Raw genomic sequence first — 21,051 nt, forward strand, 5'->3', positions numbered from 1 at the left:
GTGCTAAATGGAGCCGGGGGCGGCGATTTCCAGTCGCTGTACCGTTTGGCGGCGAAGCGGCGCCACCTATATGTGGTCTATGAAAAGCTTCCGGCGCATCGAAATCCGCCCGGCCGTGCCCGACGACCTCATGACGATCGCGTCGGTCCTGGTCAGGACCTGGCGCGCGACGTTTCGCGGCATCATATCCGACGCCTATCTCGATGCCATGACCGTCGAGGACCAGGCGATACGGCATGCGCGGCGCATGCGTCTTCCGGGCAGCTTCATCATGGTCGCGGCCGACATGACCGACGACCGGGTGATCGGCTTTGCAAATTGCGGCAAGGCAAGGGGAATGCCGCCAGCATTCGACCGGGAGCTCTACGAACTCTATCTTCTGCCGGAGTTCCATGGCGCAGGCCTCGGCTCCGCGCTGGTGCGCAGCGTCGCCGGCCATTGCCGCGACACAGGAGGATCGTCGCTTTTTGCCTGGGTGCTGAAGGGTAACCCCAACCGGGTATTCTATGAGCGGCTCGGTGCCCGCGCCGTCGGCGAGGGCCGGGTCAGCGTCGGCAGAGAAAGCCTGGATCAGGTGGCCTATCGCTGGGACGATCTCGCGGCGCTCTCCGACTTCGGAGACGCGTCCATCTGATCCGTCGCCAGCCGGATTATGTGCTGATCCCAGGCAACGGGGCTCCTTCGCTCCTTGAATAGGCCGCGGTAGGAGGAGACGGCGAAACCGTGCTTCGCGGCGGCAATGCCCGCTGCGTCCGCAACCGGTTCCTCCTTGAGGACGGCACCGGTTTTGGCGTTGAGGGTCACCGCGACGTTGCCCTTGGGAGAGGTGAGGCCGACGAGCCCTTCCTGGCGGCTGACCGCGATAGCGCCGACATAGTTTGCGAGCGCCGCGGTGGTTCGTTCCGGCAGGTCTACGAAGGTCAGGTCCTCGCCCTTGGCGAAGTGCCCGACCAGCGGCGGAAGGTCGTTGCGCGCACCTTCGTACTGGCAGGCGAACCAGACACGTCCGTCGGCGCCGATGTCGACATGTCGGGTCGAAAGGCGATTGAGATGAGGCGGCAGCGCATGCTTCTCGATGAGCGCCCCCGTCGCGGCGTCCACGAGTGCCAGGCTCGGCTCCATGCGGTCGAGATTGAGCTTGGTGCGGCCGAAATCGGGGTGGGTCTCGATGCCGCCATTGGCTATTGCGAGCGTGCGTCCGTCGGCGGCAAGCGTCATGTCGTGCGGGCCGATGCCGTAAGTCGGGAACTCGCCGATACGGGAAAAATCCCGGCGGCCATCATAGATGCCGACCATGCCGCGATTGGCGGAGAAGTCGTTTTCGGTCGCATAGAGCAGCCGGCCGTCGGCCGAGAAGCAGCCATGGCCGAAGAAGTGCCGGCCCTCGGCGGAGGTGATGACGACCGGCTCGGCGGTGCCGTCCGGCGCAAAGATCATGGCATAGGTGCCCGGCCGCCGGGCAAAGGCGACCGCGCGCCGGCTTACCGGGGAGAAGGTCATGCCGTGCGCGCGCGCCGGCAGCAGCCTGCGCTCCACGATCTCGCCCGTTTCCGTGAGCGTCGCGACACCGTAGCTGCCGTCCTGCGCCATGAAGGCCGAGGCGAAGACGGCATCGGCCCTTTCGAGGGCGAAGGCGCCCCGGGGGGCAAGGGCGGCCACCCACGCGGCACCCGCCATTTTGACGAAGCTGCGGCGGTCGATGAGGGTATTGGTCTTCATGCGATTTCCTGCAACGGTCGAATTCCTGCAACGAGCGAGGTCACTCCGCTATCACAGCCAACCTCGCCGTTTGAAATAGACATACGGCAACAGGGCCGAGGCGACCATCAGCATCAGCGCATAGGGATAGCCGAAACGCCAGGTGAGTTCCGGCATCACCTCGAAGTTCATCCCGTAAATCGAGGCGACCAGGGTCGGCGGCAGAAACACGACGGCGGCGACCGAGAAGATCTTGATGATCTGGTTCTGTTCGAGGTTGATGAGCCCCAGCGTCGCGTCGAGCAGGAAATTGATCTTGTTCGACAGGAACAGCGCGTGGTCTCCGAGGGATGCCGCGTCGCGCTGAACGAGCTTTATCCGCTGCCGGCTCTCCTTGGCCGCCTTGCGGTGCGTGGTCCCCTCAATGGCGACGTGATAGGCGACGAGCCTGCCAATGCTGACGAGGCTTTCGCGGATGACGGTCAGCAGGTCGCCCTTCTGGCCGATCTGCTCGATCAGCGACTGCAGGTCGCGCGTCTTCTTGGTGGCGCTGGCGTTCGACTTGCGGAAGACCTCCCGTGAGATCTGATCGACGTCGTTGCCTGCGCGCTCCAGAGCATCCGCCGTACGGTCGATCATCGCCTCGAGCAGGCCGAGCATCACGAGCTCTCCCGTCTCGCACGCCGCGCCGTTCGGCTTCATGATGCGGTTGGCATAGACCTGGAACGGCTTCGGCTCCGCATGGCGGACCGTCACGAGGGTCGCGCCTTTGAGGATGAAGGTGACGGGCACCTTGGCCGGGTAATCGCTGTCGAGTTTGGCGGTCGCCGTCATCGTCATGAACTCGGCGCCGTCCTCCTGGTAAAGCCGGTCGGAAAGCTCGATTTCCTGCATCTCGTCACGGGTCGGAATGGCAATGCCGAGGCGCTCCTCGACAAGGCGCGTTTCTTCGCTCGACGGATTGAAGAGATCGAACCAGATCACCGGTTCCTGGCATGCCAGGCCGTCGAGGAGATCGACGTGCACAAGTCGGCTGTTCTGGCTTTTGTAGATGCGCAGCATTTCAGGCTCCATGGGGCCGAGTCATCCGACCGGCGGAGCCCTGATCAAATCAGGTCCGGACGGCCGTGAGCATGAAGGCTCGACTTCGACTGTCGGGGTTCATCTTGAGTTGATCCTTGTTGGTGAGACATGTCCGCGTAGGCGGCCATGGATGCGCTTTGCTCCGAAATGCCCTGCTTGTCAACCATCGGGTTCCGCAGCGTTTTCACGTTCCCGTGTCAGTCGCCGTCGGCGAAGGAGAATCCGGCGCCGAGGCCGATCGAACCGCCGAATTCGCGATTGAGCCGGTCGAGCAGATCGGCCGTGTTCAGTGCGATGAAATCCAGCTTGGCGCGCTGCCTCTCGTCGGCAAGCGCGTCCTCGATCGGCCCGTCGAGACCGTCCGTAGCGGCGATCAGAGCCTTGAAGAGGAAGTCGATGGAACCGGCGATCGAGCGGCTGTCGGCTGGCAGAAGGCTTTCCATCCCGGCCGTATCGAAGAGTCTCTGGAGACCACCGAGATTCGCGGAGATCGCCGGCATCGTGTTGGCCGAGCGCCAGTAGATGGCAAGTTTCGGACGGCCCCTGTCGGGCGTCCCGTCGACCGTTCCGGCGTAGAAGGTCCGCAGCCGCTGGTCCTTGATCATCTCGACGCTGTGGACGAGCACGCCGAGAAGCTCGGTCGCGGCTTCCCTGTTGTCCCGGAAGAGCGGATTGCCCGGGCCTGGCTTCTTCCAGGCCGCCTGGATCCCGTCCGGCTTTTCCCATGCGGCAAGGAGCTCGCCCGCGATGCTCCTCAAATTCTGCGAGACCGCAAGCCCATATCGGCAGCGAAAATCCCCTTCCTTGCCGGAGAGAACCTCCGCGCCGGTACCGTAGAGCACGAATTCGAGTGCCCCGAGGCCCTGGACGGCGACGCTCTTCCCCTTGAGGGTCTCCGGGCTTGTGGCGCTCTCGTCTTTCTTGGCGAGAATTGCCTGGACCTGCTTCAAGCCCGTGCTTTTCCGGTCGGGATAGAAGAGGAAGCGTTCGAAACGGTTCTGTTCGAGGGCCGGACCGAGGCGGATGATCTCGATCGCGGACCATCTCTCGACGACGCTCGAAAAGGCCGACCGAGCCGCTTCGAGGGGCGTCGCGGAAGGTGACTTGCAGAGCGCGGCGCTCGCTTCGGAGAGGGCGTTCGTCGCCTCTGCGAGGTCTCGATAGCCGGGTATGATGAAGCCGTCCACGGCCTGCGCCATCACGCTCGGCACGGCCGCCTCTTCGACGACACGCGGGGAAAGCGCACCGCCTTCCTGCGCCGCCGCGGGGGCAGCGAGGAATATCAGGCTAAGGGCGAGAGGAAGGCTCGCGAACGGAAGGCGCATCAGAGGGACTCCAGGAATGTGATCATGGCTTTGCGGTCGTCCTTCGGCATGGCGGCGAAGGCATTGCGTGCCTTCGCCGCTTCGCCGCCGTGCCAGAGAATGGCTTCGGCCAGATTTCGGGCGCGTCCGTCATGGAGAAGGAAGCTGTGCCCACTCACGGTCTTGGTCAAGCCTATGCCCCAAAGCGGGGGCGTGCGCCATTCGCGGCCACTGGCCGCGCCGACCTGCTGGCCGTCGGCGAGGCCTTCGCCCATGTCGTGCAGGAGGAAGTCGGAATAGGGCCAGATGAGTTGAAACGCCTGCGCCTTGTGGGTGGCGTCCCGGCGGGTCACGAATTTCGGTGCATGGCAGGCGGCGCAGCCGGCTTCATGGAAGAGCCGTTTGCCCCTCAAGGTTTCCGGAAAGCTCGCCTTGCGGCGAGCAGGCACGGCAAGATTGGAGGAATAGAACGTCACGAGGTCGAGCACCGGGTCGGGGGCCTCGACCGCTCCGAGCCACGGCTGCACGCCGTCCGGCAGATCGAGGCAGCCCGTCTGGGCAGCCGTGCAATCGCCATGACTGCGGTCGAAATCGGAGGTGGAGATGCCGATATCGACGGCAAAGGCATCGGCGACCTGCTGGCGCACGGAAGGGTTCTGCGCTTTCCAGCCGAAGCGGCCGAGAGTGACGCGGCCGGTCCGGCGCTCGCGCACGAGGGCCGGCCGTCCGCTGATGCCGTCGCCGTCGCGATCCTCCGGATCGGCACGCGCCAGAATGTCGGCCTCGTGGATGGCCTCGATGAGACCGATGCCGATCATCGGCGAGGCGACGCGCGGCGACAGCGTCGTCGCCGCATCGAGCGGTCCGTAACCGGGATCGGCGATCGCATAATGCGGCTTGCGGAGCGGGACCGTATCGCCGCCGGCAAGCGCCACCAGTTCTTCCGTATAGGTGATGTCGAGGCGGCCCTCGGCAGCAAGCCCCGGCACGGCGCTGTCCTGAAGCTGAGCACCATAGACCGGGTCGGGAAAGTTGAGCCGTGCATGGGAGGCGATCTCCGCGCGCTCGGCATCGTCGCGCGGGGCACGGGCGAGCCGAAGGAGCATCGACGTCGCGTCGGCGGCCCCCTCGGGCGGACGGCCGCGTCCGTCGCGGACATGACAGCTCTCGCAGGCCCTCGCATTGTAGAGCGGCCCCAGCCCGTCCGAGGCCTGCGTGGAAGAGGGTGAGGAGACCCAGAGCTTTTCGAAGAGCGCCTTGCCGAGGTGAAAATCCTGTTCGTCCTCGAAGGGGAGGTTGTCCGATGCCTGGGAGAAAATCATCCGATCCGCCCGTGCAATTGTCGTCGCAGCACCGGCCGGCATTGCTTCGAAGGGCTCAGGCCTGGAAAAATCGGTGGTCGGGCGCGTGACCGACAGAACGCGCTCGAGGTCATCGGCGGAAAGGTCGTCGCGAACAGGTGCGCACCCGACATCCGCCTTTTCCGCGATGCCGCCATCACGCGACGCCGCGGGGGCGACGCAAATGAGAGCGGCAACGGTCAGTGCGAAAAAGCGGGCGAAGACATTCATCAAGGGAGGCCGGGCCGCCACCTGTCCGTCGCGACCCGCCTTTTCAGCTTATTGGAAGACGGCGCCAGGATTATCCAGGCTGTCGGAACCTTCAAGTTCCACCGTGCCGAGATCGAGTGCGGCGATGACGCGCTCGACGGTCTTCGCCTGGGCGATCAGCCCGTCGATCGCCGCCTGAACCGTCGCATTGCCCTCCGCATTGCTCTCGCCGATCATCTGGTCATAGGCCTCGCCCGCTTCTGCGCGCCTGGCCATCGCCTGCATCTTCTCGACCGTGGTGGCGAGACCATCCTTCATTTCCTTGTCGAGGGCCGCATCCTTGGCAGCGACGAGCTCGGAAAGCGAAGGGCCGGTGAGCTTGCTGCCGTCGACGCGGGTATACTCGCCGCTATAGGCGGACTGGATGCCGATCGCGTCGTGCAGGTGCGAGTTGTGGGTGTTGTCGGAGAAGCAGTCGTGCTCCTCTTCCGGGTCGTGGAGGAGCAGGCCGAGCTTCATGCGCTCGCCCGCAAGTTCGCCGTAGGAGAGCGATCCCATGCCGGTAAGGATCGCCACGAGGCCGGCTTTCGGGTCCGCCTCGACCGCCTTGGTCGCAGCGCCGTCCGGCGTCCAGTTTGCGACCATCTCCTTGAGGTCGGAGACGAGCAGGCTCGTCGCTGCCTTCAGATAGGCGGCGCGGCGATCGCAATTGCCGTTGGTGCAGGCCTTGGTGTCGAAATCCGTGTAGGGCCGGTTGCCGGCACCCGGGCCCGTTCCGTTCAGATCCTGCCCCCACAACAGGAATTCGATCGCGTGATAGCCGGTCGCGACATTTGCCTCGATGCCGCCTGCCTCCTGCAGCGTGCCGGAAAGGAGCTCCGGCGTGATATCCGTGGCATCGACGTCCTGCCCGTCGATCTTGATCGCCTTGTTGGCGATGACATTGGCGGTGAAAAGGGCGTTCTCGTCGCTCTCGCTGCCGTAGCTTGCGTCGACATAGTCGATCAGGCCCTCGTCCAGCGGCCAGGCGTTCACCTTGCCTTCCCATTCGTCGACGATCGTGTTGCCGAAGCGATAGACTTCCGTTTCCTGATAGGGGTTGCGCGCCTTCAGCCAGGCCTCCCGCGCGGCCTTCAAGGTCTCCTCGCTCGGGCTTGCAATCAGCGCATCCACGGCCTTTTCCAGCGCTTCTGCCGTGGCCAGGGCATCTTCGTATTTGGCGTGCGCAACGGCCGCGTAATGCTTGACGACCGCGGCTGCGTCCGTCGCCGCATTCGCCGGCTGCAACGCCAGCGCAGATGTCGCCGTCATGAGCGCCAGCGCCGCGGCGCGGATGAAATTCTTGGTCATGACCCTCTCCTTGTTGCTCGTCGATAGAGCGTACAGCTCCAACCCCGTGAAAAGCGCAAGAGTCATGGACCAAAAGCAAACTGGTGTCAAAGTGTATAGTTTAGAACGGCTTGAAGGTGCAGCCCTGCCTGGATGGCGGGAATCCGCGCCGGCCTAACTCTTCCTGCCCATGAGACAGAAGAAGAATCCGTCGGTTCCGGTCGATGCCGGCGTCAGCGTCACGGTCTTCATATCGGCGGACCAGGGCTGCGCCTTGTCGGTGCCGAAGAGCGCCGCCCAGTTGTCGGCGGCCGAGAGGACCTCGAATTCCGGATTGTCCTCGCAGAAGCCGTAGACCTGCGCCTCGTTCTCCTCCGGAAGGACGGAACAGGTGACGTATATCAGATGTCCGCCGGGGCGCACGAACTGGGCGGCACCGGCAAGCGCCTCCTCCTGCTGGGCCAATCGCTCCTCGAGGTTCTTCTGCGTCAGGCGCCATTTCGTGTCGGGGCGCCGCCGCCAGGTTCCGGTCCCGGTGCATGGCGCATCGACAAGCACGCGATCGACCCGCCCTATGAGCGATGCGAGCGACTCGGTCGACTCGTGCACCTGCACGTTGCGGGTGCCGGCACGCTTCAGCCGCTCGATAATGGGCGCCAGCCGTTTGCGGTCGGCGTCGTAAGCGTGGACCTGGCCCTTATTGTTCATCGCCGCCGACATGGCCAGCGTCTTGCCGCCGCCGCCGGCGCAATAATCGAGCACCTGCTCGCCCTCGCCGGGCAAGGCGAGGTCTGCGACAATCTGCGACCCCTCGTCCTGCACCTCGAACCAACCCTTCTGGAACGAGATTTCCGCCGTTACGTTCGGCAGGCGCGAAGCGCCCTCGCCGGCGGGAATGCGCACGCCATGCCGGGCAATCGCCGCGGGCTCGGCGCCGCTGCGCTCCAGCGCCTTGAGCACCTTTTCGCGCGTCGCCTTCAGCGTGTTGACGCGCAGATCGAGAGTCGGCCGGCCGGCAAGAGCCTTCGCCTCGGCGAGCCAGTCGTCGGAGAAATTCTCTTCGAACGAGGCCTGCGTCCATTCCGGAATATCGCCCTGCACATGCAGGGGAGCATCTTCGAGCCGTCGCTGAGCGAAGGCCTTCATCATCGCTTCCGAAGGCGCCTCGGGCGCGAACCGGTCGTCGGCAAGTTCCGCTGCAAGCGTGTCGGCGCGATAGCCCCATTGCCGGTACATGACCGCATGGCCGAGGGCTACCGGGGTGTCGCTATCCATGAGAAAGGCGTGGGAGAGTTTCATCCGCAGGGCATCATAGACGATGTTGCCGATGGCGGCGCGGTCGCCGGAGCCGGCGAAGCGGTGGGACAGGCCCCAATCCTTGAGGGCATCGGCGACGGGTCGCCTGCGCTTTTCGATATCGCCAAGAACCTCGATGGCTCCGGAGAGCCTTCCGCCCAATCGCATCTTCGATGAACTCCTTTTTCGCCGTGGTAGCGGCGATGACATCGAAGAGCAAGACGGCGGCCGCATTATGTAAGGGGCGCGACCGGCCCTTGCAGTCTGGCTCGCCCGAGATGAATCGAGCGAAACCTGCGCATCGTCAGGAGTTGACGACGGTGTAACAGATGCTGGCGGTACCGGAGCGGATCATGCCGATCTTGGAGGCAGCCGCCTTGGAAAGATCGATCACCCGGCCGCGAATGAACGGACCGCGATCATTGATCCGGACGACGACGGACTTGCCGTTGCGCTTGTTGGTCACCTGGACCTTCGTGCCGAATTTCAGTTTGCGATGCGCGGCGGTCAGGTGCGCGGCATTCATTCTTTCGCCGGAGGCCGTTTTGGACGAAAGCGCGTACCAGGATGCTCCCCCGCAGCCAGCGCCTGCTGCCTGACTTTCCGATGCCGAGACCAAGCCCATCCCGACGGTGAATAGTGCTGCCGCGGCAGCAGTCTTGATTTTCGCTGGCGTCAAGCGATGCCCCCTTCGGTTTGAAAAATTCGTCAGTTCCCTTTGTTGATCGAGCTAATTGAGGTGAAACATGGCAAAAACGTGCTTCAACCGTTAAGTTTTCATTAGGAATGTCTGAAGTCTGATCGATTTTAAAAATAACCAACAGATTGAATTAGTTTAGAATGGCGAGGGAAGTTCTTTGGAATCAGCCACTAAGCGCTGCTGGCGGCGCTCCGGGCCGCGCAGCGACGCCTCTCGGAAATAAAATCATTAAAAATTTCGCTTTGCATGAAAAGTCGGGAATCGCGACCGTTGAATTCATGCTACTAGCGCCAGGGTTGTGGAAAATGGCGAAGTATAGACCGAATAATGACAGCATAATCGTGTCAAGGCGATTCGCGTGAAATCAATACTTCAAAACTGCATCCGACTTGCTTGTGTTCGCGCGCGATATTCTGATCGGCCTTGACGAAATAGGTGCTTAATTCCGGTTCCAGGTTCCTGATGTCCACAGCTGTGCAAGCGAAACGCGATAGTTGGGGAACTCCGGATCGAAGCCCGCCTGGCGCAGTCGCGCATTGGAGACGCGCTTGTTCTCGCCGTAGAAAGAACGGGCCATGGGGGACATATCTGCGGTTTCGAACGGGATCTCGGGCGGCGGTTCGACGCCCATCAGCCGGGCGGCTTCCTGGACCACGTCCTGTGGCGGCGCCGGCTCGTCGTCGGTCACGTTGAAGATGCCGCTCACGCCGCGCTTTGCGAGAAAGGCGCTCGCCGCGCCGATATCTTCGACGCGGATACGGTTGAAGACCTGGTTCGGCTTGATGACGCGGCGCGCCGTCCCCTCAGCGAGGTTGCGGAAGGCATTGCGGCCCGGGCCGTAGATGCCGGCGAGCCGCAGCACTGCCACCGGAATGTCGTGCTGTGCACCGTGCTCGAGCCAGGCGTTTTCGGCTTCCACGCGCTCGAGCGAGCGCTGCGAGACCGGGTTGAGCGGCGTATCCTCGGTGACCCAGGCGCCGCCGTGATCGCCATAGACGCCGACCGTGGAGAGATAGCCCACCCACTCCAGCCGCGGCAGAAGGTCGGAAAGCGGCGGCGTTCCGGCGCGAAACATGGGGTCGCCATCGCGGCCCGGCGCAATCGACTGAACGAGGTGGGTGGTCTCCCTCATCGCATCCTCGAGCTCGTCCGATATTTCCGTGCCGTCGAAGAGGATCGGGCGGATACCGGCAGCCTGCAGACGGGCGAGCTTTTCTGCGGACCGGGTGGTGCCGGTCACGGACGTCGCCAGGGGAGAGAGCGCGCTCGCGATCGCCGTGCCGGAATAGCCGGCACCAAGGATCAGGACATTCATCGGTTCACTCCCGCCATTTGCCATTCCGCAAGAACCTCGTCATCGGTTTCAGGCCCGCATTGCCGGGCGAAGACCGCCAGATCGGCGGATGAAATCAGTCGCGAAAGCGCCCAGACCGCCATCCCCCTGACCGTGGGCGACGCATCGGCGGCCAGCGCCTTGCAGACCTCTGTCAGGCTCTTCTCACCGGAATTTCCGGCGGCGATCAAGGCATTTCGGACGAAACGATCACGCCCGATGCGCTTTACCGGCGATCCGGAAAAGAAGGCCCGGAAACCTGTGTCGTCGAGCGTCAGCAGGAAGGAGAGCTCCGGTTTCTTGAGATCATCTCGCGCCTGGAGCTTCATTTCCGATGCCGAGCGCGCGAACTTGTTCCAGGGACAGGCGGCGAGACAGTCGTCGCAGCCATAGATGCGGTTACCGATCAGCGGCCGTAACTCAGGCGCAATCGATCCCTTGTGCTCGATCGTGAGATAGGAGATGCAGCGTCGCGCGTCGATGCGATAGGGCGCCGGAAAGGCATCGGTCGGACAGGCGTCGAGGCAGGCCCGGCAAGAGCCGCAATGGTCGCGCTCCGGCTCGTCCAGTTCCAGTTCGGCTGTCGTGAAGAGGCTGCCGAGAAAGAGCCAGGAGCCGAATTCGCGGCTGACCAGATTGGTGTGTTTGCCCTGCCAGCCGATGCCGGCCTTTTCCGCAAGCGGCTTCTCCATGACGGGGGCGGTGTCGACGAAGACCTTCACGTCCTCGCCCGCCCGCGCGGCAAAGCGCGTGGCGATCTCTTTCAGCCGGCCCTTGACCACGTCGTGATAGTCTCGATTGCGGGCATAGACGGAGATCGCGCCGCGATCGCGTCTGGCGAGGACGTCGCGCGGGTCGTCCTCGGGAGCGTAATTCATGCCGAAGAGGACGATCGAGCGCACTTCGCTCCAGAGGACGCGCGGATCGGATCGGCGCTCGGCTGTCTCGGCGAGCCAGTTCATCGTACCATGAGCGCCGGCAGCCAGGAACTGCCTCAGCCGCTCGGGCGCGTGGGGTATGGCGTCCGGATGGGTGATGCGACAGATGTCGAATCCCTTGGCCGCGGCTTCCTCTTTCAGGAAGGCGGTGAGGGTCCGTCGTTTCCTGCCCTGGTTCTCCGCTTTTGCAGCGTCGCCGGGCATGATCTGGTCCTTAAAAGTCGAGATCCGCATAATGTGAGACCGGGGTCACGCCGCGCACCCGCTCGGCGAGCAGAGGCCGGAAGGACGGGCGCGACTTTAGCCGCTGGTACCATTCCTTGGCGCTCGGCGCATCGGACCAGTCGATCTCTCCGAGATAGTCGAGCACGGAAATCGCCGCGGCCGCGGCGAGATCCCCATAGGAGATGCGATCGCCGGCAAGCCAGGGGCGCGATCCGGCGAGCCACGAGAGATACTTCATATGCTGGCGGATATTGCTGCGCGAGGTGCGGAGAATTTTCGAATCCGGCGCACCGCCGCCCTGGTCCGGGGTCATCTGCAGCTTGAAGATGCGCTCGCGCACGAGCGGGCGCGTCACGTCGGCTTCCATCTTCTGCAGGAACCATTCGGTGAGGCGGCGGATTTCGGCGCGCTGAAACGGGTCCTCGGCAAGAAGGCGGCGGTCGCGCTTCATGATGCCGCTGGTCTCGTCGAGATATTCGGAGATGATCGTGGCGCCGCAGAGCGCGCGCATGCTGTCATCGACATAGACCGGCAGAGTGCCGGCAGGATTCAGCGTCAGGAAGTCGCGCCGGTTCTCCCATGGCTGCTCTTCGCTCAGTTCCGTCTGATAGCCATATTCTGAGAGAATAAGGCGTACGAACCGCGAAGCTGGGGACATGGGGTGATGATACAGTGTCGGCATCGATGATCAGATTGCAGCTGTTTTCGGGGATATCGGCGTCGCGGCATATGCAACTGGCCACGGCTCGTTACAACGAGCTATAGGTAGTTGCGGTGGCAAACACAAGAGAATCGACTTTCTCCTCCCACATCCAATTATATCAGGAATAGCTTTTACATGGCGGATCAATCGATCATAAGCGCGCTCGTCCTCGGCCTCATCGAAGGGCTGACGGAGTTCATCCCGGTCTCGTCGACGGCGCATGTGCTGCTTGCCGGACACTTCCTCGGGTTCAAATCGCCGGGAAACACCTTTGCCGTTCTGATCCAGCTCGGCGCCATATTGGCGATCCTGCTCGTCTATTTCCAGAAGCTGCTGGCGATCGCGCTCGCCCTTCCGACGAGCGTCAAGGCCCGCCGTTTCGTCTTCTCGGTTCTCCTCGCCTTCCTGCCGGCGGCGCTTATCGGTGCTGCCGCGCATGGATTCATCAAGTCGGTGCTTTTCGAGACGCCGATGCTCATCTGCGTCGTGCTGATCGTCGGCGGCGTCATTCTTTATGCGATCGACCGGCTCCCTTTGACGCCTCGCTACACCGACGTGTTCGACTATCCGCCTTCGCTCGCGCTGAAGATCGGCCTCTTCCAGTGTCTCGCCATGATCCCGGGGACGTCGCGTTCCGGCGCGACCATTGCCGGGGCCCTGCTGATGGGGACCGACAAGCGCTCCGCGGCTGAATTTTCCTTTTTCCTCGCCATGCCCACCATGGTCGGAGCTTTTGCGCTCGATCTCTACAAGAACCGCGATGCGCTCTCCTTCGACGATGTCGGCCTGATCGCGGCCGGTTTCATCGCTGCATTCATCGCCGGAATTTTCGTGGTGCGTTCGCTGCTCGACTTCGTCTCGCATCGCGGCTTTACGCCCTTTGCGATCTGGCGCATCCTCGTCGGGACCGCCGGGCTGGTCGGCCTGTGGCTGCTCGGATAACACAGTCCGGAAACATAAAGCCGGATGCGTCTCTTTCGAAACGCACCCGGCTCCTGGCCCCCGCCAAAACTCAACATGCCCGGCTCGAAGCCGAGGCGAAAATGTCCGGCTTACTCGCCGGCAAACCCGATCGACGCCGTCGTGCACGGGTTGACACCGTAGGCCGGCGTGCAGCCCTTGTCGCTGCTAGCCCCGGTGCCGGGTGCCATGAACGAGCCAGCCAGAATGATCAGTGCCGCAGACGCAAAAAAGATTGCGATCGACTTGCCCATGGGACGTTATGCCTTTCGAGTGAGATGTCTGCACCGGCGTCGCTCGCCGAGCAGTCAGTGCGAGCGGTGTTTATTCTGCGACCATGTCATGATCAATATCAGTGCGAGCTGAATCTGCGGTAAACGAGATTCGGATTTTCGACTGCGGCAGAACTGCAACGCTGTTGCCGGATGGGCACAGCGGGGGCGGCAAAAAAGCCGCCGGCAGAGCCGGCGGCTTGAATGTGTCCGATAGTGATGGGACCGCTCAGGCGGCGCGGCCGCTGCGCGTGTATTGCCCATGCGGGCGATAGCGTACGAGATAAGTCGGCAGGATCGACTCGAGCATTGTCGGCTCGATGCCGATACCGGCAAACGTGCGGCCTTCCGCTTCGGCCTTTGCCGAGACGACATTGTCCGATTTCAGCAACACCACCTGGTCGGCGGTGAGCGGCGGCGTGATGAACGGCACGAGCGAGGCGACGCTGCCCATCAGCGAGGCGATGCCGAAGGGCAGCGACACGAAGGAGCGTTTGCGGTCGATCGTCTTCAGCATGATATCGAGACATTCGCGGAAGGAGAGCACCTGCGGCCCGCCGAGCTCGTAGATCGTCCCACCGGTCAGCTTGCCGTCGACGGAGCGGGCCACGGCCTCGGCAACGTCGGTGACGTAAACCGGCTGAAACCTGGTTTTGCCGCCGCCGATGAGCGGCAGGACCGGCGAGAATCGGGCCATTTCGGCGAACTTGTTGAAAAATCCGTCTTCAGGCCCGAAGATGATCGACGGGCGGAGGATCACCGCGGCCGGAAGCGTTTCGAGGATCGCAGCCTCGGCGCGCCCCTTTGTCCGGGCATAGCTCGCTTGGGAGCTCGCGTCGGCGCCGATCGCCGAGATATGGGTGAGCGTGGCGCCCGTCGCCCGAGCCGCCTCGGCGACCGCCCGCGCGCCGAAATCCTGGACCGCCTCGAAGGTGTTGCGGCCACTTTCGAAGAGCACACCGACGCAGTTGATCACATGGTCGGCGCCGTCGACAGCGCGATCGACCGACTTGCGGTAGCGCAGATTGGCCTGAACGAAGGAGATTTGCCCGACATTGCCGAGCGGTTGCAGGTGGCCGGCGAGATCCGGACGGCGAACAGCGACGCGAATGCGGTAGCCGCGTTTGGCGAGCGCGCGCACCACATGACGGCCTACAAATCCGGATCCGCCGAAAATCGTCACCAGCGGCGGAAGGTTGGACAAGGTCATGAGAAACGCACTCCTGATGTCAATGGTAGAATTGCTTGCTACATAGCCCAAGCGTCGAGCGAGGTGAAGGCCAATCCGCGCGCTTCGGAGGCGTGCCCCGATGCGCCGCGGGACTTCGCCTCAAACGCCTTCGACGACCACCATTTCGGCATCGGCGACTTCCTGGCGGATGGCCGCGGCAATCTGGTATTCGGGCGAATTGTAACAGTCGACGGCCGCCTGCAGCGAGGGGAATTCGATGACGACGTTGCGGGTGCGAGCGGCACCTTCGAGCCGATGGAACTCGCCGCCGCGCGCAAGGAAGGTCGCGCCGTATTTTTCGAAGGCGGGCTTCGCCGCTGCCACGTAATCCTTATAGCGTTCGGGGTCCCTTATATCGACCCGAGCGATCCAGTATCCTTTGGCCATGATGAACTCCTCGTCTTCCACGACATGCAGACGGGATGGTTACTTCCGGCAAAATGAGCCTCAGGTCAAGCAGGCCCGAACCGCGCCGGAGCGCTATACGGCGGATTGACGGGAGAGGGCGCTCTCCATTTCGGCCAGGATCGCGCGGCCTGCTGCGAGAGGGTCGGGCGCGGCAACGATCGGCCGCCCGACGACGAGGTGGCTCGAGCCGGCGCGAAGCGCATCGGCCGGCGTCATCACCCGCTTCTGGTCGCCTTTTTCCGCGCCGGCCGGGCGGATGCCCGGCGTCACCAGCGCCATGTCGCCGCCGATGATCTTGCGCACGGCGGCGGCCTCCTCCGCCGAGCAGACGATGCCCCCCATGCCGGCGGCGCGGGCCTGTTCCGCGCGGCGCAAGACCAGGCTGTGCGGATCATATTCATAACCGGCATCGATGACGTCCTGTTCGTCCATCGAGGTGAGCACCGTCACGCCAAGCAGGCAGAGGTTCGAGCCTCGTGCCGCTTCGACGGCCGATTTCATCGCCTTCGGATAGGCGTGCAGCGTCAGCATCGACACGCCCATCTTGACGATGTTCTCCACGCCCTTGGCCACCGTGTTGTCGATGTCGAGCAGCTTCATGTCGAGGAAGACCTGCTTGCCGCCTGCAGCGAGGTCGCGCGCGAAGTCGAGGCCGCCGGCGAAGGCCAGTTGATAGCCGATCTTATAGAAGAGGACTTCCTCGCCGAGCGTCGAGACGATTTTCTCGGCCTCGGTCACCGTTGGAAGATCAAGGCCGACGATCAGCCGGTCGCGCGCGCTTGTGCTCATATCGAGATCACCCCTGCCAGAACTCCATCGGCGTCCAGTCGCATGTGACGGCGCGATCCGCAAGACGGAAGGCGAAGAGATTGCCGCCGCCCGGCGGTTGATCGGCGCTACGGGCGATCGCCGTGCCCGTCATCCGGCATTTGAGCAGCGTACCGACACCGCCATGGCCGATGAAGGCGATGGGTACCGCCGGATCGTGCCGGTCGAGGACCTGGAAGACGGCCCTTGAGATTCGCGCCTGGGCGTCGACGGCACGCTCCCAGCCCTTGAAGCTCTCTTCGGGTCGGGCAAAGAACCGATCGGCCGCCTTCTCGAACTCCTCCGGCGGCAGAAAGCCGGTCGCGGAACGATCGTTCTCGCCCATCTCCTCGTCAGTTTCGACCGGGATGCCGGCAGCGTCGGCCAGGAACCGCGCCGTTTCGATCGCCTTCTTCTCGCCACTGGCGGCGATGCGTCCGAGCGAACGGACCCATGGCCGTTTCGCCGTGGCACGCATGCGTTCTTCGCCGAGTTCGGACAGGCCCCATTGTGGCACGGAGACGGCGGGATCGATTCTGACCTGCGGATGGGTGAGATAGATGCCGAACACCGGAGGTGACGCCGTCAGTGCGTCTTGCGGTAGATCCACAGCTGCGCCGGCGGAATGTTGCGCACGACGAAGTCGAAATGCTGGATTCGGTAGCGGTCCGGCATGGCGACGACCGGCGACATCGGACCGTAGGAGATCTGAACGACCGGGCGGCCGAAGGGAATGCGCGAGAGCAGGTCCTCGATGAGTTCGACGCGGCGATGCATCGGGAAATTCAACAGCGGCACGGCGGAAATGACGCTGTCGAACTGCTGATCCTTGAAGGCCCCAAGCGTGCGGGAAAGATCGAAGGCGTCGCCATTGATGAAATGCACGCCGTCGAAATGCGCCTTGAGCTGATTGTAGAACTCGGTGGAGTATTCGATGGAAACCAGCTTTTCAGGCTCTATGCCGCGCTCGAGGATCGCCTTGGTGATCACGCCGGTGCCGGGGCCAAGCTCGAGGACCGGCAGACCGGATTCCGGATCGACTATGCTGGCCATGCGGCGTGCGGTGATGGCGGATGTCGGGAGGATCGCGCCGACCGCGCGAGTATTGCTCATCCAGCCCTTGAAGAAGCGGATCTCTTCGTCGAATTTCCGACCGAATTTTTCCTTCACCCTCAAGCGCAAGCTCATCGAATCCCCTCACAGTATGATTTGCAGTTGCGCTCTTATCGTGATTCGTGCGGCTGCGTGAGCGCTTATTCATAATGTGCTTCCATCTGCGGCAAAAACAAGTCCGACTGCGTCTAGAAACGGCAGATCATGAACGATGCGCGACGGTTGAACTCGAAATCCGGTACGGTCTGAAAGCTTGAATCAGTTGAACTAGAAGTTAGCGTCCATTTTTTCAGCAAAACGACCCATTTGCTTCTTATACGGGATTCCCGTATAGTGCCAACATGGAAGACCGGTTCGATCCTGCGAAAGACGCCGTCAATCGCGAGAAACATAAACTATCGTTGGCCTTTGGCCTGCGTATTTTCGACGACGGGGATCACTTGATCATCCCCTCCATTCGCGAGATCGACGGCGAGGAACGGTTCAAGGTGGTCGGGGTCGTCGGCGAGAGGCTGTTCACCGGCGTGTTCGTTTGGCGGGATAATTTACCCCGGTTCATATCTGTGAGAAGGAGCAACAAGGGTGAAGAACGAGCATATTACGTCCCCTGCTGATCCGGCCGATGCGGAAGATTTCGACGTGACGGCCGAAGCAATGAATCGCGGCCAGCGGGCTCGCCTGATTCGCAAGACAAGGACCGCGCTTGGTTTGTCGCAATCAGAGTTCGCAAATCGCTTTCGCGTTCCCGTTGGTACGCTGCGGGACTGGGAGCAAGCACGCGCCACTGCTCCGGATTTTGCCGTTGCTTATGTGCGCGTGATCGCGCAGCACCCCGATTTGGTTGCGCAGGCCGTGAGCGCGCCTCTGGACTTCGATTAAGCGCGGTGCTGCGGCCTGTTTGATTTCCTCATCCCTGTGCGCGTCATAGGGATCCAGCCAGACCAAGTCCTTGGGCTGAAAGAACATTTCCCCGCGCCGCCGACCCGGCGCTGCTCTCATCTGTGTGACAAGCACAGAGGAGAGAGTGCAGTCCTCCGATACGTTTCCTACAGCGCCGCGCGTCTTATCAGACGCGCAACGGTCGTTGTAGCACTTCGATCTGCTGCATGTTTTTGTCCTTGATCGGCAACGATCAAAGGAACCATGGAGTACGCCGCGCAGTCGGTACTCAAGGAATTCAAGCCCATCGAGCCATGCGTGCCGACAAAACCGACCAGAGCTTCAACGCCATTATCCATCTCGTAGCGGCAGGATGAATCTCAACACGCCTTAGACTCGCATCGGCATCAGCACGTAGAGCGCATCCTCCGCGGCAAGATCGCGCACGAGCGTCGGCGAACCGGGATCGGCCAGCAGGAAGACCGCCTCGCTGCCGGTCAGTTGCCCGGTGATGTCGAGCAGATATTTGGCGTTGAACCCGATCTCCAGCGGATCGCTTTCGTAGCCGACCGGCAGTTCTTCGGTGGCGCTGCCGGAATCCGGATTGTTCACGGTCAGCGTCATCTGGCCGTCGGCGAGCGCAAGCTTCACGGCGCGGCCGCGTTCGGAAGAGATCGTGGAGACACGGTCGACGGCCTGCGAGAAGGACTGGCAATCGACGCGCAGTTCCTTGTCGTTGCTGGCGGGGATCACGCGCTGATAGTCGGGGAAGGTTCCGTCGATCAGCTTCGACGTCATGACGATGGAGCCGATCGTGAGGCGGATCTTCGCGTCCGAGACTTCGACCGTCACCACCACGTCCGGATTGTCGAGCAGCTTCTGCAGCTCGCTCACGGTCTTGCGCGGAATGATGATGCCGGGCATGCCCTCGGAGCCCGAGGGCGCTTCGACATCCGCACGGGCGAGCCGGTGGCCGTCGGTCGCGACGGCGCGCAGCTTCAGGTCGCCGTTGCTCTCGACCGTGTGCACGAAGATGCCGTTCAAATAGTAGCGTGTCTCTTCCGTCGAGATGGCGAACTGGGTGCGGTCGATCAGCATCTTCAGATCGGGCGCTTTCAGGCGGAAGGAGTGCGAGAACGTGCCGGCGGTCAGATCGGGAAAATCCGACTGCGGCAGGCACTGCAGCGAAAACTTGGAGCGGCCGGAGGCGACCGTCATCGCCGTGCCTTCCGCATTGGTGACCAGCAGCACCTCCGAGCCGTCCGGCAGCTTGCGGACGATGTCGTAGAGCAGATGCGCCGGAACGGTGGTGGCGCCGGCCTGTTCCACCTGCGCCGGCGTCGCCTCGGTGATCTCCAGGTCGAGGTCGGTCGCCTTCATTTCGAGGCTGGCGCCGTCGGAGCGCAGGAGCACGTTCGAAAGGATCGGGATGGTGTTTCGCCGTTCGACCACGCGGTGGACATGGTTCAGCGATTTCAAAAGGTTGGACCGCTCGAGAGTAATACGCATGGATGCTACCGCTTTCAACCATTGCCGCGCGGGCGAGGGGACCGCCGCGGCGTCAACTGCGTGCCCGGCCGCTCGGCCGGAAGGATGTGGACCGGCAAAATGGCAGAAAGAGAGCCGCAAAAGCAAGGGGTTTTGAGGCCTCTTCCCCAAATGCGAGACTGCATGCGCGGCCCGCCCTTGCCCCGGGCTCCCCGCTCACTCATAAAGGGCGCGAACCCGGCTTGGCCGGAATGGTCGATCGGAATGATCGGGCCGGGAGTGATTGGGAAGGCGGCGTTGCAAAAGCAGCAATCCACGGATGCATCCGAAAAGGAACGGCGGCGCGGTTTTCGCCTGCACGATATCACCATTCCTGCGCGCCCGCTGGAGCCGTGCCTTTATCTCGTGGCAACGCCGATCGGCAATCTCGGCGACATCACGCTGAGAGCCCTAGAGACGCTTGCGGGGGCCGATGTGCTCGCCTGCGAGGACACGCGGGTGACGCGGGTGCTGCTGGACCGCTACGGTATCGTCAATCGGCCCACCGCCTATCACGAGCACAATGCCGCCGAGGCGGGGCCGCGACTGCTTGCAGCACTCGGCGATGGGAAATCGGTGGCGCTCGTCTCCGATGCCGGTACGCCGCTCGTCTCCGATCCGGGCTACCGCCTGGCGCAGCAGGCGGTCGAGGCGGGATACCGGGTCGTTCCCATACCTGGCCCCTCGGCGCCGCTTGCCGCCCTCGTCGGCTCCGGCCTGCCGAGCGATGCCTTCCTCTTCGCAGGTTTTCTGCCGGTGAAGGACAAGGCGAAGCGCGACCGGCTCGCCGAACTCGCGTCCGTTCCCGCCACTCTCATCTTCTTCGAGTCCCCGCACCGCATTGCCGCGACCGTCACTGCTGCCGCGCAGGTCCTCGGCACAGACAGGAGGGCGGCCGTCTGCCGCGAACTGACCAAGACCTTCGAGGAGTTCCGCCGCGGAACGCTCGGCGAACTCGCGGCGAGTTACGACGAAAGCGCCAATGTGAAAGGCGAGATCGTTCTCGTGATCGGTCCGCCGGAGGCAAAGCCCCAGCCGGAGGCGGCCGACGTCGACGCATTGCTCAAGGAACTCGCCCGCGACCTGCCGATGGGCAAGGCCGCGACCGAGGCGGCGCGCCGCACGGGGCTGGCGCGCAAGGAGCTTTACGACCGGCTCCTTCATCTCAAGGATAGCGATGAAGGCTGAGCGACCGGACACCCGCAAGCTGAAGGCGCTGAAGCGGGGCCACATCGCCGAATACCGCGCCGCGCTCTGCCTGATGCTCAAGGGCTATCGCATCGTTGCCATGCGCTATCGCACCAGGCTCGGCGAGATCGACATCATCGCCCGGCGCGGCGACCTGGTCGCCTGCGTCGAAGTAAAGGCCCGGATGAGCCCGGACGATGCGGTCTTCGCCGTGACCGACACGGCGCAGCGGCGCATCCGGGCGGCAAGCGATCTCTGGCTGTCGCGTCAGGGCGACTTCCACCGCCTGTCGGTGCGATACGACATTGTCGCCGTAGCGCCGTGGCGCTGGCCGCGACACCTGCCGGACGCCTTTTGATAGGCGGGAGCGGCAGGAGCCTTCTTGCCTAACCACGGTACGCATTCTACATCTTGCGGGCTTTTCGGCGGTGCCGCCTCGTCGCGAAGACGAGGGGCGGAGCATCGCGTCGAATTGCCGTATAATTCGATTTCTGACCGGCGCCGGTC

At 63.2% G+C, this 21,051-nt stretch carries 23 protein-coding genes; 6 read left to right on the forward strand and 17 right to left on the reverse strand.

The window, feature by feature from the left end; genetic code table 11:
- The first annotated feature begins 79 nt into the window (after positions 1-79).
- Positions 80-634: a GNAT family N-acetyltransferase gene (locus ACTJKL_RS08735; protein ID WP_411932671.1), complete on the forward strand. Its 555-nt coding sequence runs from the start codon at positions 80-82 to the stop codon at positions 632-634.
- On the opposite strand, the gene ACTJKL_RS08740 is transcribed toward ACTJKL_RS08735, so the two are convergent.
- The 10 genes from ACTJKL_RS08740 to ACTJKL_RS08785 form a co-directional block, all read right to left on the reverse strand.
- The gene (locus ACTJKL_RS08740) at positions 580-1,719 is read right to left on the reverse strand and encodes a DUF1513 domain-containing protein (RefSeq protein ID WP_440852699.1); all 1,140 of its coding nucleotides are present in this window, start codon (positions 1,717-1,719) and stop codon (positions 580-582) included. The two genes, ACTJKL_RS08735 and ACTJKL_RS08740, sit on opposite strands and share 55 nt — an antisense overlap.
- A 51-nt stretch (positions 1,720-1,770) precedes the next feature.
- A complete protein-coding gene (gene corA / locus ACTJKL_RS08745) occupies positions 1,771-2,760 on the reverse strand; it encodes a magnesium/cobalt transporter CorA (protein WP_275596936.1) in 990 nt (329 codons plus the stop codon).
- Between the two features lie 218 nt (positions 2,761-2,978).
- Positions 2,979-4,106 (reverse strand): imelysin family protein, encoded by a 1,128-nt coding sequence (locus ACTJKL_RS08750; protein ID WP_440852700.1) that lies wholly within the window; start codon positions 4,104-4,106, stop codon positions 2,979-2,981.
- On the reverse strand, positions 4,106-5,656 hold the full coding sequence (locus tag ACTJKL_RS08755; RefSeq protein ID WP_440852701.1) for a di-heme oxidoreductase family protein: 1,551 nt from the start codon (positions 5,654-5,656) through the stop codon (positions 4,106-4,108). The genes ACTJKL_RS08750 and ACTJKL_RS08755 overlap by 1 nt, the downstream gene beginning before the upstream one ends.
- A 48-nt stretch (positions 5,657-5,704) precedes the next feature.
- Complete coding sequence (locus ACTJKL_RS08760; protein WP_440852702.1) at positions 5,705-6,985, reverse strand: imelysin family protein; 1,281 nt, start codon at positions 6,983-6,985, stop codon at positions 5,705-5,707.
- A 153-nt stretch (positions 6,986-7,138) separates the two neighbouring features.
- Positions 7,139-8,428 carry an RsmB/NOP family class I SAM-dependent RNA methyltransferase gene (locus ACTJKL_RS08765; protein ID WP_440852703.1) on the reverse strand — a complete coding sequence of 430 codons (1,290 nt, stop codon included), beginning with the start codon at positions 8,426-8,428 and terminating at the stop codon, positions 7,139-7,141.
- 136 nt (positions 8,429-8,564) lie between these two features.
- Positions 8,565-8,939 carry a septal ring lytic transglycosylase RlpA family protein gene (locus ACTJKL_RS08770; RefSeq protein WP_003529787.1) on the reverse strand — a complete coding sequence of 125 codons (375 nt, stop codon included), beginning with the start codon at positions 8,937-8,939 and terminating at the stop codon, positions 8,565-8,567.
- Positions 8,940-9,399: 460 nt separating this feature from the next.
- Positions 9,400-10,275 carry an SDR family oxidoreductase gene (locus ACTJKL_RS08775; RefSeq protein ID WP_018093932.1) on the reverse strand — a complete coding sequence of 292 codons (876 nt, stop codon included), beginning with the start codon at positions 10,273-10,275 and terminating at the stop codon, positions 9,400-9,402.
- The gene (queG, locus tag ACTJKL_RS08780; protein ID WP_275596930.1) at positions 10,272-11,435 is read right to left on the reverse strand and encodes a tRNA epoxyqueuosine(34) reductase QueG; all 1,164 of its coding nucleotides are present in this window, start codon (positions 11,433-11,435) and stop codon (positions 10,272-10,274) included. The genes ACTJKL_RS08775 and queG overlap by 4 nt, the downstream gene beginning before the upstream one ends.
- A gap of 10 nt (positions 11,436-11,445) precedes the next feature.
- Positions 11,446-12,138, reverse strand: a complete 693-nt coding sequence (locus ACTJKL_RS08785) for a glutathione S-transferase family protein (RefSeq protein ID WP_018093934.1) — start codon at positions 12,136-12,138, stop codon at positions 11,446-11,448.
- A 156-nt stretch (positions 12,139-12,294) separates the two neighbouring features.
- Here ACTJKL_RS08785 and ACTJKL_RS08790 point away from each other — a divergent pair, with 156 nt between their 5' ends.
- Positions 12,295-13,101: an undecaprenyl-diphosphate phosphatase gene (locus ACTJKL_RS08790; protein WP_100669809.1), complete on the forward strand. Its 807-nt coding sequence runs from the start codon at positions 12,295-12,297 to the stop codon at positions 13,099-13,101.
- A 110-nt stretch (positions 13,102-13,211) separates the two neighbouring features.
- Here ACTJKL_RS08790 and ACTJKL_RS08795 read toward each other — a convergent pair whose 3' ends face one another.
- The 6 genes from ACTJKL_RS08795 to pmtA form a co-directional block, all read right to left on the reverse strand.
- Positions 13,212-13,373, reverse strand: coding sequence for a hypothetical protein (locus ACTJKL_RS08795; protein WP_100669808.1), 162 nt, complete (start codon positions 13,371-13,373; stop codon positions 13,212-13,214).
- Between the two features lie 247 nt (positions 13,374-13,620).
- On the reverse strand, positions 13,621-14,601 hold the full coding sequence (locus ACTJKL_RS08800) for a complex I NDUFA9 subunit family protein (RefSeq protein ID WP_440852704.1): 981 nt from the start codon (positions 14,599-14,601) through the stop codon (positions 13,621-13,623).
- A 120-nt stretch (positions 14,602-14,721) separates the two neighbouring features.
- A complete protein-coding gene (locus tag ACTJKL_RS08805) occupies positions 14,722-15,009 on the reverse strand; it encodes a DUF1330 domain-containing protein (RefSeq protein WP_100670036.1) in 288 nt (95 codons plus the stop codon).
- A 93-nt stretch (positions 15,010-15,102) separates the two neighbouring features.
- The gene (gene pyrF, locus ACTJKL_RS08810) at positions 15,103-15,819 is read right to left on the reverse strand and encodes an orotidine-5'-phosphate decarboxylase (RefSeq protein ID WP_440852705.1); all 717 of its coding nucleotides are present in this window, start codon (positions 15,817-15,819) and stop codon (positions 15,103-15,105) included.
- Positions 15,820-15,826: 7 nt separating this feature from the next.
- The gene (locus ACTJKL_RS08815; RefSeq protein ID WP_440852744.1) at positions 15,827-16,408 is read right to left on the reverse strand and encodes a histidine phosphatase family protein; all 582 of its coding nucleotides are present in this window, start codon (positions 16,406-16,408) and stop codon (positions 15,827-15,829) included.
- 14 nt (positions 16,409-16,422) lie between these two features.
- Positions 16,423-17,025, reverse strand: a complete 603-nt coding sequence (gene pmtA / locus ACTJKL_RS08820) for a phospholipid N-methyltransferase PmtA (RefSeq protein WP_100669804.1) — start codon at positions 17,023-17,025, stop codon at positions 16,423-16,425.
- A 266-nt stretch (positions 17,026-17,291) separates the two neighbouring features.
- Here pmtA and ACTJKL_RS08825 point away from each other — a divergent pair, with 266 nt between their 5' ends.
- A complete protein-coding gene (locus ACTJKL_RS08825; protein ID WP_440852706.1) occupies positions 17,292-17,564 on the forward strand; it encodes a BrnT family toxin in 273 nt (90 codons plus the stop codon).
- Complete coding sequence (locus tag ACTJKL_RS08830) at positions 17,533-17,829, forward strand: helix-turn-helix domain-containing protein (RefSeq protein ID WP_440852707.1); 297 nt, start codon at positions 17,533-17,535, stop codon at positions 17,827-17,829. The genes ACTJKL_RS08825 and ACTJKL_RS08830 overlap by 32 nt, the downstream gene beginning before the upstream one ends.
- Positions 17,830-18,219: 390 nt before the next feature.
- Here ACTJKL_RS08830 and dnaN read toward each other — a convergent pair whose 3' ends face one another.
- Positions 18,220-19,338 carry a DNA polymerase III subunit beta gene (gene dnaN / locus ACTJKL_RS08835; RefSeq protein WP_100669803.1) on the reverse strand — a complete coding sequence of 373 codons (1,119 nt, stop codon included), beginning with the start codon at positions 19,336-19,338 and terminating at the stop codon, positions 18,220-18,222.
- A gap of 243 nt (positions 19,339-19,581) precedes the next feature.
- Here dnaN and rsmI point away from each other — a divergent pair, with 243 nt between their 5' ends.
- Entirely contained in the window at positions 19,582-20,544 is a 963-nt protein-coding gene (gene rsmI, locus ACTJKL_RS08840; protein ID WP_440852708.1) for a 16S rRNA (cytidine(1402)-2'-O)-methyltransferase, read from the forward strand.
- Positions 20,534-20,902 carry a YraN family protein gene (locus tag ACTJKL_RS08845; protein WP_100669801.1) on the forward strand — a complete coding sequence of 123 codons (369 nt, stop codon included), beginning with the start codon at positions 20,534-20,536 and terminating at the stop codon, positions 20,900-20,902. Before rsmI ends, ACTJKL_RS08845 begins: the two co-directional genes overlap by 11 nt.
- Positions 20,903-21,051: the final 149 nt, after the last annotated feature.

The sequence above is a fragment of the Sinorhizobium sp. 22678 genome (assembly GCF_052044265.1).
Lineage (GTDB): Bacteria > Pseudomonadota > Alphaproteobacteria > Rhizobiales > Rhizobiaceae > Sinorhizobium > Sinorhizobium meliloti_A.

Bases quoted from the DNA above. Each gene is read 5' to 3' on its own strand.
- ACTJKL_RS08800 (WP_440852704.1), bottom strand. From the start codon at position 14,601: ATGACCTTGTCCAACCTTCCGCCGCTGGTGACGATTTTCGGCGGATCC.
- ACTJKL_RS08785 (WP_018093934.1), bottom strand. From the start codon at position 12,138: ATGCCGACACTGTATCATCACCCCATGTCCCCAGCTTCGCGGTTCGTA.
- ACTJKL_RS08740 (WP_440852699.1), bottom strand. From the start codon at position 1,719: ATGAAGACCAATACCCTCATCGACCGCCGCAGCTTCGTCAAAATGGCG.
- ACTJKL_RS08795 (WP_100669808.1), bottom strand. From the start codon at position 13,373: ATGGGCAAGTCGATCGCAATCTTTTTTGCGTCTGCGGCACTGATCATT.
- ACTJKL_RS08805 (WP_100670036.1), bottom strand. From the start codon at position 15,009: ATGGCCAAAGGATACTGGATCGCTCGGGTCGATATAAGGGACCCCGAA.
- ACTJKL_RS08790 (WP_100669809.1), top strand. From the start codon at position 12,295: ATGGCGGATCAATCGATCATAAGCGCGCTCGTCCTCGGCCTCATCGAA.
- pmtA (WP_100669804.1), bottom strand. From the start codon at position 17,025: ATGAGCTTGCGCTTGAGGGTGAAGGAAAAATTCGGTCGGAAATTCGAC.
- ACTJKL_RS08735 (WP_411932671.1), top strand. From the start codon at position 80: ATGAAAAGCTTCCGGCGCATCGAAATCCGCCCGGCCGTGCCCGACGAC.
- corA (WP_275596936.1), bottom strand. From the start codon at position 2,760: ATGCTGCGCATCTACAAAAGCCAGAACAGCCGACTTGTGCACGTCGAT.
- ACTJKL_RS08760 (WP_440852702.1), bottom strand. From the start codon at position 6,985: ATGACCAAGAATTTCATCCGCGCCGCGGCGCTGGCGCTCATGACGGCG.
- ACTJKL_RS08775 (WP_018093932.1), bottom strand. From the start codon at position 10,275: ATGAATGTCCTGATCCTTGGTGCCGGCTATTCCGGCACGGCGATCGCG.
- dnaN (WP_100669803.1), bottom strand. From the start codon at position 19,338: ATGCGTATTACTCTCGAGCGGTCCAACCTTTTGAAATCGCTGAACCAT.
- ACTJKL_RS08825 (WP_440852706.1), top strand. From the start codon at position 17,292: ATGGAAGACCGGTTCGATCCTGCGAAAGACGCCGTCAATCGCGAGAAA.
- ACTJKL_RS08750 (WP_440852700.1), bottom strand. From the start codon at position 4,106: ATGCGCCTTCCGTTCGCGAGCCTTCCTCTCGCCCTTAGCCTGATATTC.
- rsmI (WP_440852708.1), top strand. From the start codon at position 19,582: ATGATCGGGCCGGGAGTGATTGGGAAGGCGGCGTTGCAAAAGCAGCAA.
- ACTJKL_RS08845 (WP_100669801.1), top strand. From the start codon at position 20,534: ATGAAGGCTGAGCGACCGGACACCCGCAAGCTGAAGGCGCTGAAGCGG.
- queG (WP_275596930.1), bottom strand. From the start codon at position 11,435: ATGCCCGGCGACGCTGCAAAAGCGGAGAACCAGGGCAGGAAACGACGG.
- pyrF (WP_440852705.1), bottom strand. From the start codon at position 15,819: ATGAGCACAAGCGCGCGCGACCGGCTGATCGTCGGCCTTGATCTTCCA.
- ACTJKL_RS08755 (WP_440852701.1), bottom strand. From the start codon at position 5,656: ATGAATGTCTTCGCCCGCTTTTTCGCACTGACCGTTGCCGCTCTCATT.
- ACTJKL_RS08765 (WP_440852703.1), bottom strand. From the start codon at position 8,428: ATGCGATTGGGCGGAAGGCTCTCCGGAGCCATCGAGGTTCTTGGCGAT.